Source organism: Tenacibaculum aquimarinum (assembly GCF_022478115.1).
Lineage (GTDB): Bacteria > Bacteroidota > Bacteroidia > Flavobacteriales > Flavobacteriaceae > Polaribacter > Polaribacter aquimarinum_A.
On sequence record NZ_JAKGSC010000001.1, the window covers coordinates 586,706 to 603,596 of the forward strand.

16 protein-coding genes are annotated in these 16,891 nt (G+C 30.3%); 8 read left to right on the forward strand and 8 right to left on the reverse strand.

The window, feature by feature from the left end; genetic code table 11:
• Nucleotides 1-55: 55 nt before the first annotated feature.
• Nucleotides 56-1,087, reverse strand: coding sequence for an oxygen-dependent tRNA uridine(34) hydroxylase TrhO (trhO, locus tag L1S33_RS02845; RefSeq protein ID WP_240561151.1), 1,032 nt, complete (start codon nucleotides 1,085-1,087; stop codon nucleotides 56-58).
• A 222-nt stretch (nucleotides 1,088-1,309) separates the two neighbouring features.
• Here trhO and L1S33_RS02850 point away from each other — a divergent pair, with 222 nt between their 5' ends.
• A complete protein-coding gene (locus L1S33_RS02850) occupies nucleotides 1,310-2,299 on the forward strand; it encodes an aspartate-semialdehyde dehydrogenase (protein WP_240561152.1) in 990 nt (329 codons plus the stop codon).
• Nucleotides 2,300-2,357: 58 nt separating this feature from the next.
• Here the strand turns inward: L1S33_RS02850 and trxA are convergent, their stop codons facing one another.
• A complete protein-coding gene (trxA, locus tag L1S33_RS02855) occupies nucleotides 2,358-2,717 on the reverse strand; it encodes a thioredoxin (protein ID WP_240551076.1) in 360 nt (119 codons plus the stop codon).
• A 153-nt stretch (nucleotides 2,718-2,870) separates the two neighbouring features.
• Here trxA and L1S33_RS02860 point away from each other — a divergent pair, with 153 nt between their 5' ends.
• The 3 genes from L1S33_RS02860 (at nucleotide 2,871) to L1S33_RS02870 (ending at nucleotide 8,241) form a co-directional block, all read left to right on the forward strand.
• A complete protein-coding gene (locus L1S33_RS02860; RefSeq protein ID WP_240561153.1) occupies nucleotides 2,871-5,027 on the forward strand; it encodes a prolyl oligopeptidase family serine peptidase in 2,157 nt (718 codons plus the stop codon).
• A 59-nt stretch (nucleotides 5,028-5,086) separates the two neighbouring features.
• Nucleotides 5,087-7,159 (forward strand): M13 family metallopeptidase, encoded by a 2,073-nt coding sequence (locus L1S33_RS02865; protein WP_240551074.1) that lies wholly within the window; start codon nucleotides 5,087-5,089, stop codon nucleotides 7,157-7,159.
• Between the two features lie 146 nt (nucleotides 7,160-7,305).
• Nucleotides 7,306-8,241: an ABC transporter ATP-binding protein gene (locus L1S33_RS02870; RefSeq protein ID WP_240561633.1), complete on the forward strand. Its 936-nt coding sequence runs from the start codon at nucleotides 7,306-7,308 to the stop codon at nucleotides 8,239-8,241.
• 176 nt (nucleotides 8,242-8,417) lie between these two features.
• Here the strand turns inward: L1S33_RS02870 and L1S33_RS02875 are convergent, their stop codons facing one another.
• From L1S33_RS02875 to L1S33_RS02890, 4 genes are read right to left on the reverse strand one after another with little or no spacing between them, the layout of a single operon-like run.
• Nucleotides 8,418-9,293 (reverse strand): AraC family transcriptional regulator, encoded by an 876-nt coding sequence (locus tag L1S33_RS02875; protein WP_240551073.1) that lies wholly within the window; start codon nucleotides 9,291-9,293, stop codon nucleotides 8,418-8,420.
• Nucleotides 9,294-9,343: 50 nt separating this feature from the next.
• Nucleotides 9,344-9,793 (reverse strand): 3-oxoacyl-ACP synthase, encoded by a 450-nt coding sequence (locus L1S33_RS02880; RefSeq protein WP_240561154.1) that lies wholly within the window; start codon nucleotides 9,791-9,793, stop codon nucleotides 9,344-9,346.
• Nucleotides 9,794-9,822: 29 nt separating this feature from the next.
• Nucleotides 9,823-10,932, reverse strand: coding sequence for an NAD(P)/FAD-dependent oxidoreductase (locus L1S33_RS02885; RefSeq protein ID WP_240561155.1), 1,110 nt, complete (start codon nucleotides 10,930-10,932; stop codon nucleotides 9,823-9,825).
• Entirely contained in the window at nucleotides 10,933-11,385 is a 453-nt protein-coding gene (locus L1S33_RS02890; protein ID WP_240561156.1) for a GNAT family N-acetyltransferase, read from the reverse strand.
• Between the two features lie 124 nt (nucleotides 11,386-11,509).
• On the opposite strand from L1S33_RS02890, the gene L1S33_RS02895 reads away from it, so the two are divergent.
• The 4 genes from L1S33_RS02895 (at nucleotide 11,510) to L1S33_RS02910 (ending at nucleotide 15,069) form a co-directional block, all read left to right on the forward strand.
• Nucleotides 11,510-12,001: a hypothetical protein gene (locus L1S33_RS02895; RefSeq protein ID WP_240561157.1), complete on the forward strand. Its 492-nt coding sequence runs from the start codon at nucleotides 11,510-11,512 to the stop codon at nucleotides 11,999-12,001.
• Nucleotides 12,002-12,115: 114 nt separating this feature from the next.
• A complete protein-coding gene (locus L1S33_RS02900) occupies nucleotides 12,116-13,036 on the forward strand; it encodes a hypothetical protein (RefSeq protein WP_240561158.1) in 921 nt (306 codons plus the stop codon).
• 134 nt (nucleotides 13,037-13,170) lie between these two features.
• The gene (locus L1S33_RS02905; protein WP_240561159.1) at nucleotides 13,171-13,923 is read left to right on the forward strand and encodes an SDR family NAD(P)-dependent oxidoreductase; all 753 of its coding nucleotides are present in this window, start codon (nucleotides 13,171-13,173) and stop codon (nucleotides 13,921-13,923) included.
• Nucleotides 13,924-13,926: 3 nt separating this feature from the next.
• A complete protein-coding gene (locus tag L1S33_RS02910) occupies nucleotides 13,927-15,069 on the forward strand; it encodes an ATP-binding protein (protein ID WP_240561160.1) in 1,143 nt (380 codons plus the stop codon).
• A gap of 55 nt (nucleotides 15,070-15,124) precedes the next feature.
• Here the strand turns inward: L1S33_RS02910 and L1S33_RS02915 are convergent, their stop codons facing one another.
• Both L1S33_RS02915 and L1S33_RS02920 read right to left on the reverse strand, forming a co-directional pair.
• The gene (locus L1S33_RS02915) at nucleotides 15,125-15,685 is read right to left on the reverse strand and encodes a hypothetical protein (RefSeq protein ID WP_240561161.1); all 561 of its coding nucleotides are present in this window, start codon (nucleotides 15,683-15,685) and stop codon (nucleotides 15,125-15,127) included.
• 23 nt (nucleotides 15,686-15,708) lie between these two features.
• The gene (locus L1S33_RS02920; protein WP_240561162.1) at nucleotides 15,709-16,647 is read right to left on the reverse strand and encodes an OmpA family protein; all 939 of its coding nucleotides are present in this window, start codon (nucleotides 16,645-16,647) and stop codon (nucleotides 15,709-15,711) included.
• Between the last annotated feature and the right edge of the window lie 244 nt (nucleotides 16,648-16,891).

A 16,891-nucleotide genomic window follows, 5' to 3' on the forward strand; every position in this document is an offset into this window, starting at 1 on the left:
TGTGAGCTTTTTTTATACTTATAATTTGAGTTTCTAAAACAAATTTAGAACACTTTTACTTCTTAAATTTCAAAACTTCGCTTCGTCCTTTTTTGAATATTTTATTGCTGTTTCCTTTACCTTTTCGGAGTTCTTTTTGCTCCTCAAAAGATAGCTGAATTATTTCTTGACAATCTGTAGAACAGGTATTTTCCATAGCTTCGGAACACTCATCACATTGAATAAATAATAAATGACACGCTTCGTTTGCACAATTTGTATGTTCATCACAAGCTTTACCACATTGGTGACAATTAGAAACAACATCATCAGTAATTCTTTCTGCTCTTCGATGATCGAACACAAAGTTTTTACCGATAAATTTATTCTCTATTCCTTCTTCTTTTACTTGTCGTGTGTATTCTATAATTCCGCCTTCAAGTTGAAAAACGTTTTTAAAACCTTTGTGTTTGTAATAAGCTGATGCTTTTTCGCAACGAATTCCACCAGTACAATACATCAATAAATTTTTATCTTCTTTATTGTCTTTTAAATCTTCTTCAATAATATCTAAAGAATCTCTAAAAGTATCTACATCTGGAGTTACAGCGCCATCAAAATGACCAATTTCACTTTCGTAATGGTTACGCATATCTACACAAACTGTGTCTGGATTTGCTAACATTTCGTTGAATTCCTTGGCGTTTAAATGAACTCCTTTTGCGGTTACATCAAAAGTGTCATCATTTAAACCATCGGCAACAATTTTGTTACGCACTTTTACTTTCAACTTTAAAAACGATTTGTTGTCTTGTTCCACAGCAACATTCAATCGGATATCTTTCAAAAAAGAAATACTATCTAATTGCTCTTTTAACGCTAAGAAATTTTCCGAAGGAACAGAAAGTTGTGCGTTTATTCCTTCATAAGAAACATATATTCTTCCTAAAACATCTAAAGTATTCCATTCTAGGAACAACTTATCTCTTAATAATTGTGGGTTTTCTATCTTATAATATTGATAGAATGAAATGGTAAGACGGTCTTTACCCGCTTGGTCTATTAATTCAGCGCGTTCTGCAGCGCTTAACTTGTTGTACAGTTGCATGCTATACTTTTTTAAGTTATACAAAAATGTTGCGATTTATCTAAAAATCAATGCAAATATACTGCTTTTTTGAATTTTGATGTTTAAAATTACACTTTTACAGCAAATTTGATATTTCTTACACTTTAACTGAAATTTTCAATAAAATAGAATGTAATTAATTCATTTTTTTTAAACCTTTGCGTAGTCTTAGTAAATAATTTATTTATCAAAAAAATAAGTATGAGAGTAGCTGTAGTAGGAGCAACAGGAATGGTAGGAACCGTAATGTTGCAAGTTTTAGAAGAACGTAATTTACCAATAACAGAATTAATTCCGGTAGCATCGGCAAGATCTGCTGGTAAAAAATTAGCATATAAAGGAAACGATTATACCGTTGTAACTTTAGAAGATGCTGTAAAAATGAAGCCAGATGTAGCATTATTTTCTGCTGGTGGAGATACTTCTTTAGAATGGGCTCCTAAATTTGCAGAAGCTGGTACAACTGTTATCGATAATTCTTCTGCTTGGAGAATGGATCCAACAAAAAAGTTAGTAGTTCCAGAAATTAATGGAGATGTTTTAACTGCGGAAGATAAAATTATTGCAAATCCAAACTGTTCTACAATTCAGTTAGTAATGGCTTTATCTCCTTTACATGATAAATATAAAATGAAACGTTTGGTAATTTCTACGTATCAATCGGTTTCAGGAACTGGTGTAAAAGCTGTTAAACAATTAGATAACGAAGAAGCTGGTGTTGATGGCGAAATGGCATATCCACATAAAATTGGAAGAAACGCTTTACCTCATTGTGATATTTTCTTAGAAAACGGATACACAAAAGAAGAAATGAAATTGGTTAAAGAACCTAAGAAAATTTTACGTGACGATTCTTTTTCTGTAACTGCAACTGCGGTTAGAATACCAACTGCTGGTGGACATTCAGAAGCGGTAAATGTGCAGTTTGAAAATGATTTTGATGTAGCTGAAGTTCGTCAACTTTTAAATGATTTCCCTGGAGTTATTGTACAGGATGATTTAGCAAACAATGTATATCCAATGCCAATAAACGCTCATAATAAAGATGAAGTTTTTGTGGGAAGAATTAGAAGAGATGAGTCTCAAGAAAACACCTTAAACTTATGGATTGTTTCTGACAATCTTAGAAAAGGTGCTGCAACAAATACAGTTCAAATTGCAGAATATTTAGTTGCAAATAATTTGATATAATTACTTTCAGGTAAATTTTTATAAAACAAAAATCCCGAGTTTTTAACTCGGGATTTTTTTATTTCTCTACTTTAAGAACATCAGCAATAATTCGCTCCAATTCTGGTTTTGGTAACGCACCATTTGCCATTTGAGGTTCACCTTCCATTGGGCAAAATAACATTGATGGAATACTTCTAATTCCAAATGCAGCAGCCAATTCTTGTTCTGCTTCAGTATCTATTTTATAAATGTGTATTTTATCTCCGTATTCTTCAGAAAGCACTTCTAAAACTGGCGCTAATGCTTTACATGGTCCACACCAATCTGCATAAAAATCGATTAAGACTGGTTTGTCTCCTTCAAATTTCCATGTTTTATTTTCTTCGTAATTAAATACTTTTTCTAAAAAAGTAGCTTTTGTTAAATTTTCTGTCATTTTTTAAAATTTAAGTGTTTCCAAATTAGTAGAAACATTTTCACAAAAATAGTCGTTTTATTTAGGAAACATTACATAGTGTTAAATTCCTCTTAAAATATAGGGTTTTAAGGCTTTTTCAGCTAACTTTGAAGAATTACTAAACCAAATAACATGAAGAAATTAATCATTCCTATCTTATGTGCAAGTGCAATTTTTGTCTCTTGTAAAGAAGAAATCAAACAAAGAAATATAGAAGTGAAGTATCCTGAAACTGCCAAAAAAGCTGTCGTAGACACGTTATTTGGAACCGCTGTAACAGACAATTATCGTTGGTTAGAGGACGATAGAAGTAAAGAAACTGAAGACTGGGTTAAAGCAGAAAACAAAGTTACTTTCGATTATTTAAGTAAAATTCCATACAGAGAACAATTAAAAGATCGTTTGTCTGAATTGTGGAATTACGAAAAAGTTGGAACACCATTTAAAGAAGGAGATTACACATATTTCTATAAAAATGATGGTTTACAAAACCAATATGTTGTTTACAGACAAAAAGATGGTGGAGAACCAGAAGTGTTTTTAGATCCAAATACGTTTTCTGAAGACGGAACAACTTCTTTAAGCTCTCTTAGTTTTTCTAAAGACGGAAAAACTGTTGCGTATTCAATTTCTGAAGGAGGTTCTGATTGGCGTAAAATTATTGTTTTAGATGCAGAAACTAAAACCGTAAAAGAAGATACATTGGTTGATGTAAAATTCTCAGGAATTTCTTGGTACAAAAACGAAGGTTTTTATTACTCAAGTTACGACAAACCTAAAGGAAGTGAATTGTCTGCAAAAACAGATCAGCACAAATTATACTATCATAAATTAGGAACATCACAAAAAAACGATCCTGTTATTTTTGGAGCTATTCCTTCAGAAAAGCACAGATATGTTGGTGGTGGCGTTTCAGAAGACAATAACTTTCTTATTATTACAGCAAGTGTTTCAACTTCTGGAAATAAATTATTCTTTAAAGATCTTAGAAAACCAAATAGCCCGTTAGTAACTGTTTTAGATCATACTAATAGCGATACATATCCAATTGATATTATTGGCAATAAAGTATATTTAGTAACCAATTTAGATGCTCCAAACAAAAAAGTAGTAACAGTAGATATTACAAATCCAACCCCAGAAAACTGGAAAGATTTTATTCCAGAAACAGAAAACGTTTTAAGTTTAAATTCTGGCGCTGGTTATTTCTTTGCAGAATATATGGTTGATGCAGTTTCAAAAGTATTACAATATGATTATGATGGAAAATTAGTAAGAGAAGTAAAATTACCTGGAGTTGGTTCTTCCGGTGGTTTTGGAGGAAAAAAAGATGCTAAAGAATTGTATTTTTCTTTTACAAACTACAATACACCAAACTCATCTTATAAATTTAATCCAAAAGACGGAACGTATGAATCTTACTGGAAACCAGCAATAGATTTTAATTCTGATGATTATGAAAGTAATCAAGTTTTTTATACATCAAAAGACGGAACAAAAGTTCCAATGATTATTACACATAAAAAAGGAATTGAGTTAAACGGAAAAAACCCAACTATTTTATATGGTTATGGAGGATTCAATGTTAGCTTAACACCAAGTTTTAGTATTGCAAATTCAGTTTGGATGGAACAAGGTGGAGTTTACGCTGTACCTAATTTACGTGGTGGTGGAGAATATGGTAAAAAATGGCACGATGCAGGAACACAAATGAAGAAACAAAATGTATTTGATGATTTTATCGCTGCCGCGGAATATTTAATTGCTGAAAACTATACTTCATCAGATTATTTAGCTGTTCGTGGAGGTTCTAACGGAGGTTTATTAGTTGGGGCAACAATGACACAAAGACCAGATTTAATGAAGGTTGCTTTACCAGCAGTTGGAGTTTTAGATATGTTACGTTACCACACATTTACAGCAGGAGCAGGTTGGGCGTACGATTATGGAACTGCAGAACAAAGCAAAGAAATGTTTGAATATTTAAAAGGATATTCGCCAGTACACAATGTAAAAGAAGGTGTTTCGTATCCTGCAACTATGGTAACAACAGGAGATCATGATGATAGAGTTGTACCAGCACATAGTTTTAAATTTGCTGCAGAATTGCAAGACAAACAAACAGGAAATAATCCTACATTGATAAGAATAGAAACTAATGCAGGTCATGGAGCTGGAACACCAGTAGCAAAAACTATTGAGCAGTATTCAGATATATTTGGGTTTACTTTATTTAATATGGGATTTGACCAATTACCAAATCCGCCGAAGGCTAAAATAAAAAGTTAAATTCTGTAACAGATTACAAATTAAGACACTAATACTTAAATCAATCTAAATTAAATACAATGAAAATAATTAAAAAAGCACTTTTTGTTTCTGCAATTGCTGCCGGAATGATTGCTTGTAAACAAGATAAATCTGAAGAAAGATCTGCAGGTATTATCCTTGAAAACATGGATACTTCTGTAAAACCTACAGATGATTTCTTTAGATATGTAAACGGAACTTGGTTAGATAATACTGAAATTCCTGCAGACAGAACTTCTTGGGGTGGTTTTGGTGAATTACGTAAAAAAACCGATGCAGATGTATTGGATATTTTAAACGAAGCAATTGAACAAAGAGATTTTCCGAAGGTAAAAGATGCAAACGGAAATGAAATAGATTCAGATCAAGAAAAAGCAGTAAACTATTATGAAACTATAATGGATACTGTTGCAAGAAACAAACAAGGTATAGAACCAATAAAACCTTTTTTAGCTAAAATTGATGAAATTAAAACCAAGAAAGATGTTGAAACTTATATAACAAACATGGCTCCTTATGGTGGTGGTGGTTTTTACGGTTTTGGTGTTTATAACGATTTAAAAAACAGTAGTCAATATGCAGGTTATATGGGCGCTGGTGGTTTAGGTTTATCTAGAGATTATTATGTAGATGCTAAAGTAGCAGATAAATTAGCAAAATATCAAGAATTTGTTGCTAAGATGTTTACAACTTTTGGAGATGATGAAGCTACCGCTAAAAAGAATGCGGCTACTATTGTTGCTTTCGAAAAAAGCTTAGCAGAACCAATGATGACTAAAGAAGAGCGAAGAGATACTCGTAAAATGTACAACCCAATGTCGGTTGCAGAGTTGTCTAAATTATCTCCAGGAATTGATTGGGATGCGCACTTAAAAGGTATTGGAGTAACTGATTTAGATAAAATAATTGTTACAGATTTAGGATACTTTAAAGCACTGAGCGGAATTTTAGCATCTCGTTCTGTAGAAGATATTAAACTATTATTACGTTGGGGAGCAATCAACAACTCTTTAGGTGTATTATCTACCGATTTAGAAACTGCAAATTGGGAGTTTTACAGCAAAGAAATGCGTGGAGCTAAAAAACAACGTCCAAGAGACGAGCGTGCTTTAGGAAACTTAAATGGAGCCGTTGGTGAAGCCTTAGGTAAATTATATGTAGACAAAATGTTTCCGCCAGAAGCTAAAAAGAAAGCAGAAGAAATGATTGACAATGTAATGTTAGGTTTCGAAAAACGTATTGCTGGTTTAGAGTGGATGAGCGAAGAGACTAAAACAAAAGCATTAGAAAAATTACACAAATTAACCGTTAAAATTGCTTATCCAGATGTTTGGAAAGACTATTCTGCTTTACAAGTTAAAGGTTTAGAAAAAGGTGGTACTTATTTCGAAAACGCACTAAACGTTACAAAATGGAACTACAACAAAAACATGGATAAGTTAGGGAAACCAGTAGACAGAACTGAATGGGGAATGTCTCCACAAACTGTAAACGCTTATTTTAATCCTGTAAATAACGAAATTGTATTTCCAGCAGCTATTTTACAACCTCCTTTTTATGATTATAAAGCAGACGAAGCTGTAAATTATGGTGGAATTGGAGCTGTTATTGGACACGAAATTTCTCATAGTTTTGATGATTCTGGAGCTCGTTTTGATGGTGATGGAAACCTTAAAAACTGGTGGACAGACGAAGATTCTGAAAAATTTGGTGTAATTGGTAAACAATTAGTAAAACAATACAGCGATATTATTGCTATCGATAGCATGCACTTAAACGGTGAGTTTACTTTAGGAGAAAATATTGGAGATTTAGGTGGTGTACAAGCTGCTTATGAAGGATTGAAAATTTTCTTAGAAAAAGAAGGAAGACCAGCAAATATTGATGGTTATACTCCAGAACAACGTTTTTTCCTTTCTTGGGGAACTATTTGGAGAACTAAAATGCGTGATGAAGCTCTTAAGAATTTAATTATGACAAACACACACGCTCCAGGACAATACAGAGCCTATATGCCACTTAAAAACGTAGATGCTTTCTATGAAGCTTTTGACGTTAAAGAAGGTGATAAAATGTACATAAAACCAGAAGAAAGAGTTAGAATCTGGTAGACACGCAGTGTCTTTTGTTATGATTCTCTTTACGGAGAATTATACAAATTATATCATATAAAACCGATACAGCAATGTGTCGGTTTTTTTTATTTCTTTTTTTTGCAATGGAAAAAAGAAAGATAAATAACACTTATTTTTACACCATGTTACAAGTAAACAACATATCATTTAATTATAAAGAAAGTAAAAATGTTTTAAAAAACATTTCATTTCAAGTAGAAGCAGGAGAACATTTATGCATAATGGGCGAAAGCGGAAGCGGAAAATCGACACTTTTAAAAATAATTTACGGATTATTAGACCTAGAAAAAGGAGACATTTCTTGGAATAAAGAACCCGTTTTAGGGCCAAAACACAACTTAGTTCCAGGTTTCGAAAACTTTAAATACGTAGCACAAGATTTCGATTTAATGCCATTTACTTCAGTTTCAGAAAATATTAAAAAATTCTTATCTCGTTTCTATCCAGAAGAAGCAGAAAACAGAACTCAAGAATTACTAGAAGTTATAGAAATGAAAGCTTTTGAAAACACTAAAGTAAAAAACTTAAGTGGCGGTCAGCAACAACGTGTTGCCATTGCAAGAGCCTTAGCAAAAGAGCCCGAAGTGTTATTGCTAGACGAACCTTTTGGACAAATAGATAACTTTAAAAAGAACTCATTAAGAAGAAATTTATTTACCTTTTTAAAAGAAAAAAACATTGCTTGTATAATTGCCACACATGATGAAAATGATGCACTTTCTTTTTCTGATAAATTGATTGTAATACAAGATCAAAAAATAATTGCTAACCAAACTCCAATAGCAATTTACAACAAACCAAAAAGTAAATACATTGCTTCTTTGTTTGACGATGTAAATGAAATTACTCTAAAAGGAGAAACGCATTTATTATATCCGCATCAAATTAAAATTGTAGAATCTATAGGTACTGAATCAAGTTCAGCACAGGCAACCGTTTTAAACTCTTACTTTAAAGGGTTTTATTGGTTAATTGAAGTTGAATTTGAAAATCAAATAGTATTTTTAAATCATTCTCATGATGTAAGAAAAGGAAATTTTATTCAAATAAAATTATAAAAAAAATCACCTTAATTAAATAATTAAGATGATTTGAATGTGTGATTTAAACTCTATGAAAAATTGGGGGATATTTTTTCATATTGAAAATATTACAAGACAAAGATAAGCTGTGTTTGTTAAAAACAAATGTAATTAACCGCTTATAAACTGTTAAAATGGGAAAAACAAAAAAATTAACTTGGATACTTTTTTCTAAATTCTTCTGGAGTTAAACTGGTATGCTTTTTAAAATACTTATGTAAATTGGTCGGGTCTTTAAAACCTACCTTAAAAGCAATCTCTTTTATAGAAAGGTCATACTGTAAAAGCAATCTTTTTACTTTAATAACAACAGTGTCATCAATAAACTCTTTTGCAGGTTTATTCGCAATAAATTTTACAACAGTATTTAACTTTTTTGTAGAAAAACCTAGCTTACTTGCGTAATCATAAACTTTTTTAGTTTTACAATAATCTTCTTCTAGAATATTTTGAAATTTAATAAAATCTTTTAAATACTTACTCTGTTGATTATTATTATATTCTTTAGATTTTAGCCTATAAATTAATGTAATTAAAATATGTAAAAGGCTTCTTATAAGTTTATAAGAATAAATATCATTTATAACTAAAACCTCTTTTTCTATACCTTTTATTAATTGAGAAATACCTTTAAAATCTCTTTGCTCAAATTGAGTTTTAGGAGAAACTAACAATTCATTAAACATTTGTATTGCACTTGAAACCTCAATTTCATTTAAATAACTATTTAAAAACTCTTCCTTAAAACACAATAAAAATCCTTTAGTGTCTTTATTTAGATAAAACCGGTGCATTTGGTCTTTTCTAATTGCTAAAATGGTTCCTTTACTATAATCATAGTCTTTAAAATCTATTGAATGCTTACCATTATTTTCTGTAATAAAAATCAATGCGTAAAAATCTACCTTATGGTTTCTTGTAAGAATTTCTTCACCTTCAAGTTCTGGTAAATTTTCAAAATTTATAATGTCAAAATTTGTTTTTTGAAGTTTTTTGTAATTGTGTGTCTTATATGAAGTGTTTGACATTTAGTCTTAAAAGTTAATTATTAGATATTTAGACCTACAAAATACAACTTTTATATTATCTTTTTTATTATGGATTTATTATTGTTAAAAATAATCACATCATTTTTCTGTTTACCTAATAACAGTTTACCAATTGGTGAAACTACAGAAATAGCAAAATATAAATTGCCCGAAATCTCTAATTTACCTGCAGAAATAGATAAAAAATAATTAGCTTTATCTGTACTAATTAAACTTCCTAGACGAGCAACTTTAGAGGTTTTTTCTACATCTATTCTTGCTAAAACTTCTTTCATTTGGGTAATTCCTGCCAATTGTTGTCCTGCTTTTTCCATTTCTAATTGCAACATTGCGCGCCCAGTTTCATGCTTATCGCCAGCAGAACTTTTGGTTTCCGATTGCAAAGCTTTCTGGTTAGAAGAAATTATCTCTTCAACAGTTTGTAAACGTTTGTTTACGTACTCTTGGCAAAGGTTGTATAGTTCTTGTTTTATTTTCATAAGATTTCTGTACTGCGCTCGAAATTATATTAATCTATTAATTCTGCTAATTCTTTACCAATTAAACTACCAATTGCAATTCCCATTCCACCTAAACGAACTCCAAAGAAAACATTATTAGACAATTGTTTTACAATAGCTTTTTTCTGATTCCCAACTCCCATAATTCCGCTCCATCTGTGTTCAATTTCAACATTTGTGTTTGGTAAAATTGTAGTTTTTAAAATCCTTTCTAATTCATTCTGAATAATTTCAGTTTCACCAAATTCTGTAGTTTGTTCGGTTTTAAAATCGAGATTTCTTCCGCCACCAAAAAGAATTCTATCATCAATATTTCTAAAATAATAATAACCTTTATCTAAATGAAATGTTCCTTTTATCTGTAAATTTTTTATCGGTTTTGTAATGAGAACTTGTGCTCTAGCTGGTTGTACTTTTTCGTTTAAAAGTTTGTTAGCAAAACCATTTGTAGCAATAAATAGCTTATTTGTTTTAAAGGTAATTTTATCGGTTTTTACCTCAACAACATTTCCACTTTCAGAAAAACTTTCAACAGAAATATTGTTTAAAATTTTAATTCCATTTTTTTGAATTTTACTTACTAATTCAGAAACCATTTTACCAGTGTTTATTTGACCTTCAAAAATATTTACAAAATGGTTTGGTAGTACATTTTTGAAACCAAATTTATATTCTTCAACCAAAAAAACATCAGCATTAAAAATTGGCTTTAAAAGTTTATTTATATTCTCTTTTTGTGCCAAACATTCTTCAAAAAACTGCTTGTCATTAAATAATTCGTATCCAAAATTCTGCTGAAAATCTATATTAGAATCTCCTAAATTCTTCCGAAGTAATTGTAAACCATTCCAGCGTTTTTCAACCAAATTATAAACTTCTTCTTCAGAATGTGTATTTAAATCGTCAATAATTTCAGATAAACTTCCAAAACAGGCAAAACCGGCATTTTTTGTACTTGCTCCTTGCGGTAAAATTCCTTTTTCGAGAATCAAAATTTTAGCTTTTGGGTGTTTTTTCCGAAGTTCTAAAGCACAATTTAAACCCACAATTCCGCTACCAACAATTGTAAAATCGATGTTAGAAAACCATTCTTTATATTCCCAATAACTGTAATTCATTTAAATTGTTTTTTCAAAACATATACTGTTGTCCATACCTTTATATTGCCCATAATTTGGAATAATTTTATAAGCGCATTTTTTATAAAAAATTACAGCTTCTACTTGTCTTTTTCCTGTTTCTAAAACACATTTTTTATAACCCAATTCATTTGCCCAAATTTCTAGTTCCTTTAATATTTTTTGAGCAACTCCTTTACCTCTATTTTCCTCAGAAACAAACATTCTTTTTACTTCAACGGAGACATCATCAAACTTTTTAATTGCGCCACAACCAATCGGTTTTTTAGCGTCATAAATAACAATTACTTGTTTTAAAACATCAATATTATTATACTGATTATAAAAATCATGTTCATCTCCATCAGTAATTTTTAAATACGCATCTAAATGCTTAACCAAGTTTTTAAAATCTTGGTTTTTAGAGTTTGTTCTAATACAATTTGTTATCATAATTTAAGAAACCTACATGTTAAAAGGTTATACTTCATTTTAAAATGGTCATTGAGTAAAGTTACATAATCTGTTTAAATAATTTGTACCTTGGCACACTACTTGTAAATTATATTTTATATAAATGAAGAATATGAAACTTATTGGTCTTTTTGCAATAATTGCAACATTATTTCAATGTGCAAGCATAAAATTTGAAGATAATCCGCCTTTTAAAATAAACAACGCAACATATAAAAACTATGTTGGTGGAATGCCTGGAGTTAGTGGAACTAATGTGATTATAAACTACGAAGCAACTGCTATGGTTAGTTTTGATAGTTTATTTTTTAAGGGAAGAAAAGCTAAAATAGAATTAGAAACTATTAAAAAGAAAAACTATATAAAAGGTCATTTTAATACTTCAACCGTAAATTCTAAAGAAGATTTAATACTTCATAAAGACAGCAAAAAAGAATACGGAAATAAAGCGCCAGAAAAGAAGTTTCCGTTCGAATTAAAAGAAAACGAAGCTGTAATAAGCTACTTAGAAAACGGGGAAACTAAATTTTTTAAAGTAGAGAATATTAAAAAAGGAGAAGCTGTTTTTTATCCTTCAGCAAAACCTAGGAAATAAAATACAAATAAATAACATGTTGACTATCAATAAACAAAACACTCTTAAAAGGGTGTTTTTTATTTTTGGCACGCAATTTGTCTTAGTATAAGCATAACCTTAAAACTTATACTTATGAAAACTTTAAAATTACTCTCAATATTCCTATTAAGTAGTTTGCTATTTACATCTTGTGTAGTAAGCAACGATACTTATTTAGATGACACAAGCGTTTCTTTAGAGCAATTAGTTACCGATTATGATTTATGGTATATAGATTACCATAGAACAACCGGAACAGGAGATATTCCTTTTGTATCTAGAGCTTTTACATTATCATTTTTAAATGGTCGTTTATACGCTAATAACAATATTGTAGATATTGGTAGAACAGGAAATGGTCTTGGAATTTTAGTTGGAAACTACAACACTTACAATGGTGTTTTAGAAACTAACCACGATTTAGATGGTTACAACGATTTTGATGTACATCAGATTTCATCAAACGAAATAAGAATATACAACCCAAGAGAAAATGTAAACTATTATTTAATAGGATACCAACGCAACAATTTTGATTACGATAAGTTATTTTATGAAAACATTGAATACTTTTTACAAGAATATATAGATTGGGAAAAAACGGCAGTAACTGGTGGAGTACCAAATGATTTTGATAATGAAAATTATCTAGCTTTTACTCCAGAAAATATAACAACTTTTTATTCTTCTCAAGACGCGCTTGGCACGGATGTTGATTCTATAGATTGGGATTATGTAGGAGATTACAAAATATATGATGTAACTGGTTATGAAGATTTAAAAGTTTTAACACTTAATTATGATGGTGGAGATATAGAAGAGTTTGAATTGAGCGTTATAAATGACGGAAAGGTAAGTTTATATCATATAGATTCAGAAACAAAGTACGATTTCTCTGGAAGAGGATTTATCCAATACCTTAAAGGTGGAGATGCTAATACAGCTGTAAGGAATAACGGTAGAAAACGTACTAAAGTAGTAAGAGAAAAAAAGATTAGAAGAAATTTAAAATAAAGTTTGGTTAGTTGATTTTTGGTTGGTTATTTATAACCAATTGAAAGAAAAGCCACCTCGAGAGAGGTGGCTTTTTCTATGGCATATTTTCTTTTTTTAATAGAAACAACTACCTTTAACAAAAACAAAACTTAATGAGTAAAACGGCATTTATTACAGGCGCAACTTCTGGTATTGGTAAAGCTACGGCAGAGTTGTTTGCAAAAAATAATATTAGATTAATTCTCTGCGGAAGAAGAGCAGATCGTTTACAAGAATTGCAACAAGAATTAAGCAAACTAACAGAAGTAACAACCTTACAATTTGATGTTTCTAAAAGAAACGATGTTGAAAAAGCTATAAAATCTATTCCAGATAATTTTAAACAGATTGATATTTTAATCAATAACGCAGGTAATGCGCATGGTTTAAGTTCTATACAAGATGGAAGTATTGACGATTGGGACGCAATGTTAGATATTAACGTAAAGGGATTGTTGTATGTTTCTAAAGCAATTATTCCAAATATGATTGATAACAACAGTGGTTTTATTGTAAATATTGGTTCTATTGCCGCAAAAGAAGTGTACGCAAACGGAAATGTATATTGTGCATCAAAACATGCTGTAGACGCTTTAAATAAATCTATGCGATTGGATTTAAATCAACATAATATAAGAGTTTCTGCAATTCATCCTGGTTTGGTAGAAACCGAGTTTTCAGACGTTCGTTTTAAAGGCGATACAGAAAGAGCAAAAACAGTTTACCAAGGTTATAAAGCCTTGCAAGCAGAAGATATTGCGGATATTATTCACTTTGTGGTTACAAGACCATATCATGTTAATATTGAAGATTTAGTTGTGTATCCAACAGCACAAGCAAGTGCAACTATGATAAATAAGAGTTAAAAAATGATTAACAAACGCTTACTTATCAAAAATTTACTTTCTCATAACGATGAGAATAGTTTTTATGATAAAAAGCAAAAGTTATCCTTAAATTCTAAAGAAGGAAAAGCAAAGTTTTTAAAACATATATGTGCACTTTCCAATTCTAATCCTACTAATAATTCTTACATCGTAATTGGTATAGAAGATGAAGAAAGTAAAATTATAGGAGTCGATTTTTTTGATGATAGTAAGATTCAGAATTTAGTAAATGCCTATTTAAAAAATCCACCAAAAATTGAATACGAGAATGTTGCTTTTCCTCGTTTACCTCGTCATAAAGTAATTGGTTTGGTAACAATTCATCCAAATAACAACATTACTTCTTTACTTAAAAATGCTTGGAAATATAAACGGGAAACCATTTTTTACAGAAGAGGAAGTAACTCTATGCCTTTTCTTGGAACTAACTTTGAATTAAGAAATACCAACAAAAATATTGTTGAAGCTATTGAAAAAAATGCTCGTAATAATATTGAATTAACCTTAGACGGTGTCTTCGATTTTATGAATAGTCATAAACCAAAATACAATCCACAATACAAAGTTTTTAAAGAGCAATTTGTGTTATGTTGGGCTGGAGAAAAAACAATTATTAAAGGCGAAGAATTTTATTCTAGAGTAGATATTGAGTTAATAAACGAACAAGTTAGGTTGTTTTATTCCTCTTTAGACGAAGTAAAAATTGAATACAATAATAACAGTTTTATAGTTACGGAATACATTCTATTAGGTATTGATAAAAATGAAACTCATTATCCGTTAGAGAAAACAATTATCAACTTTAAAGACAATGGAAAGCATGATATTGTTAATGAATTTTTATTTGATCCGCCACAATATAATAAAGAAGTAATTGAAAGTATTTACAAGAACAACAATGCAATAATTACTAAAATTGAAAATAAAACTCCTCTTTCGTTAACAGAACAAAAAGCTGTTTTTAAACTTCCAACAAGTTATTTAATTTGCTTTTTAAATGGTTTTTTAGATGCTCCTGAGCAACTTAAAAAAGCTAAAAATTATATTAAAATGTTAGATAACAAAACAACATACATTAAGTATAAAGAAGCAATGCGTGTACTTAGAAAAGTAACGTATTATTAATAAAAAAACCTCACTACAAATTGTGTAATGAGGCTTTTAACTATTTTAAAGACTATTATCTTCCGCCGTCTAAAGCATCTTGCCAGTCTTTTAATTCTTGCCATTTTCCTGCTGCAGCTAAACCTGCTTGTTTAGGCCAAGTTTTTGGATTGTGCATTTTAAAACGTGCGCCACCGCTTTCTAAAACTTCTTGACATTTTTCTACTGAAGTTGATCCTAAACCTGCCCAAGTTTTTACATCAAAATTATGGAATAACTCTTGAATTTTTGGTCCAATTCCTTCAACAACTGTTAAGTCGTTTTCTTTTACTTTTTTACCAAAAGCGGCTTTAGCTGCCGCTGCATCAAATGCAATTGCTGTAGCTGCTGCACCTGCAAATGAAGATGCCATGTTAGCTGTTCCACTTCCGCTAGATAAACTTGATTTTGCTGAAGACAAGTCACTTTCTAAACGAGTTTTACTTGCTTTACAAGCATTTAAATCTGCTTCTAAACTTGCAATTCTAGCATTAGAATCATCATTATTTTCACCTCCGCTAAGAAGTTTTCCTAATAAATAACCTAATATAGCCGAAATAAGACCTACTAATAATGGGATTAATATACACCAATTCATAATTTATATTTTTTAAAGTTTGTTTAGTTAATTGTTACGACTGTTCGTCTATTTTTTGCTTTACCTTCATCAGTTGCATTATCTGCAATAGGTTCATTTGGACCTTTAGAAGTAGCGTTAATATTATCACTTAAAATACCGTTGTTAACTAGGTAGTTTTTTGCAAAATCTGCTCTATTCTGTCCTAAAACCATGTTATTATCTGCGTTACCAGTATTATCTGTATGACCTACAACTTGAACTTTAGCGCCTAATTTATCTACACATCTAGAGATATCAGCTATTTTTTGACGTTGTTCTGCCGTTAAATTTATACTTGCTTGTCCTGTATTAAAATGCAATACTAACGGATTCGCTTTAATTCCTTCACAGGCTTTTGCTAATGCTTCATCAGAAGAAGAAGAGTCTTCACTTCTTGTAAAAATATCAAAACCTAATGGACCATGGAAAATTCCATTTGCGTTAGGAGCCATTTCATCATTTAGTTTTCCAAAAGTGTTTATTAACTTCGAAGAAATTCCTTTAGAAACCATATAATTCTTTACAGAATTTGCTCTAGCTAAACCTAAATTTGGAAAGGCTGAAGGGTTTTCTTCATCACTTGTATAATAACCCGTAATGTTAAATCTTTTTTCTCCATTAGCATCTAAATATTCTTTTACATTTAAGATACCATCGTTAATTGATGATGAAACTGAATCTAATATTTTAAAATTAGAACTGTTAAATTTAAAATTATCTTTTGTGCTAAAAGATAAATTTCCATCGGCATCTTTAATACTAAAAGGCCATAATGTTGCTGCTGTTTTATCAGGTGTAACCGAATTATTGTCTACTTTTTCTTTGTTTAACTTGCAGGTTTTTTCTCCGCAACAAGCGCTACAACAAAGTTTCCAGTACAAAAATGTACCGACAATAATGGTTAACAAAATACCCAATAAATAACTTGTTTTTTTACTCATTAGTTAGTGATTTAAATTGTTGATTGTGAAAGTATTAAATAATATTGAAAAATAAAACTATTCTTCTAACTATCTATAAGAAACAACTTTAACTCAAAAGTCACCATTTTGTGTGTTTGGAAGATAAAACTGTTTTAATTTTAATTAAGAGTATTTTAAGAAATAATCACAAATAAATGTTAAGTGTCTGATTTTGTTGAAACTAAATTTAATTTCAATAGTCTATTATAATACAAACCTAAAT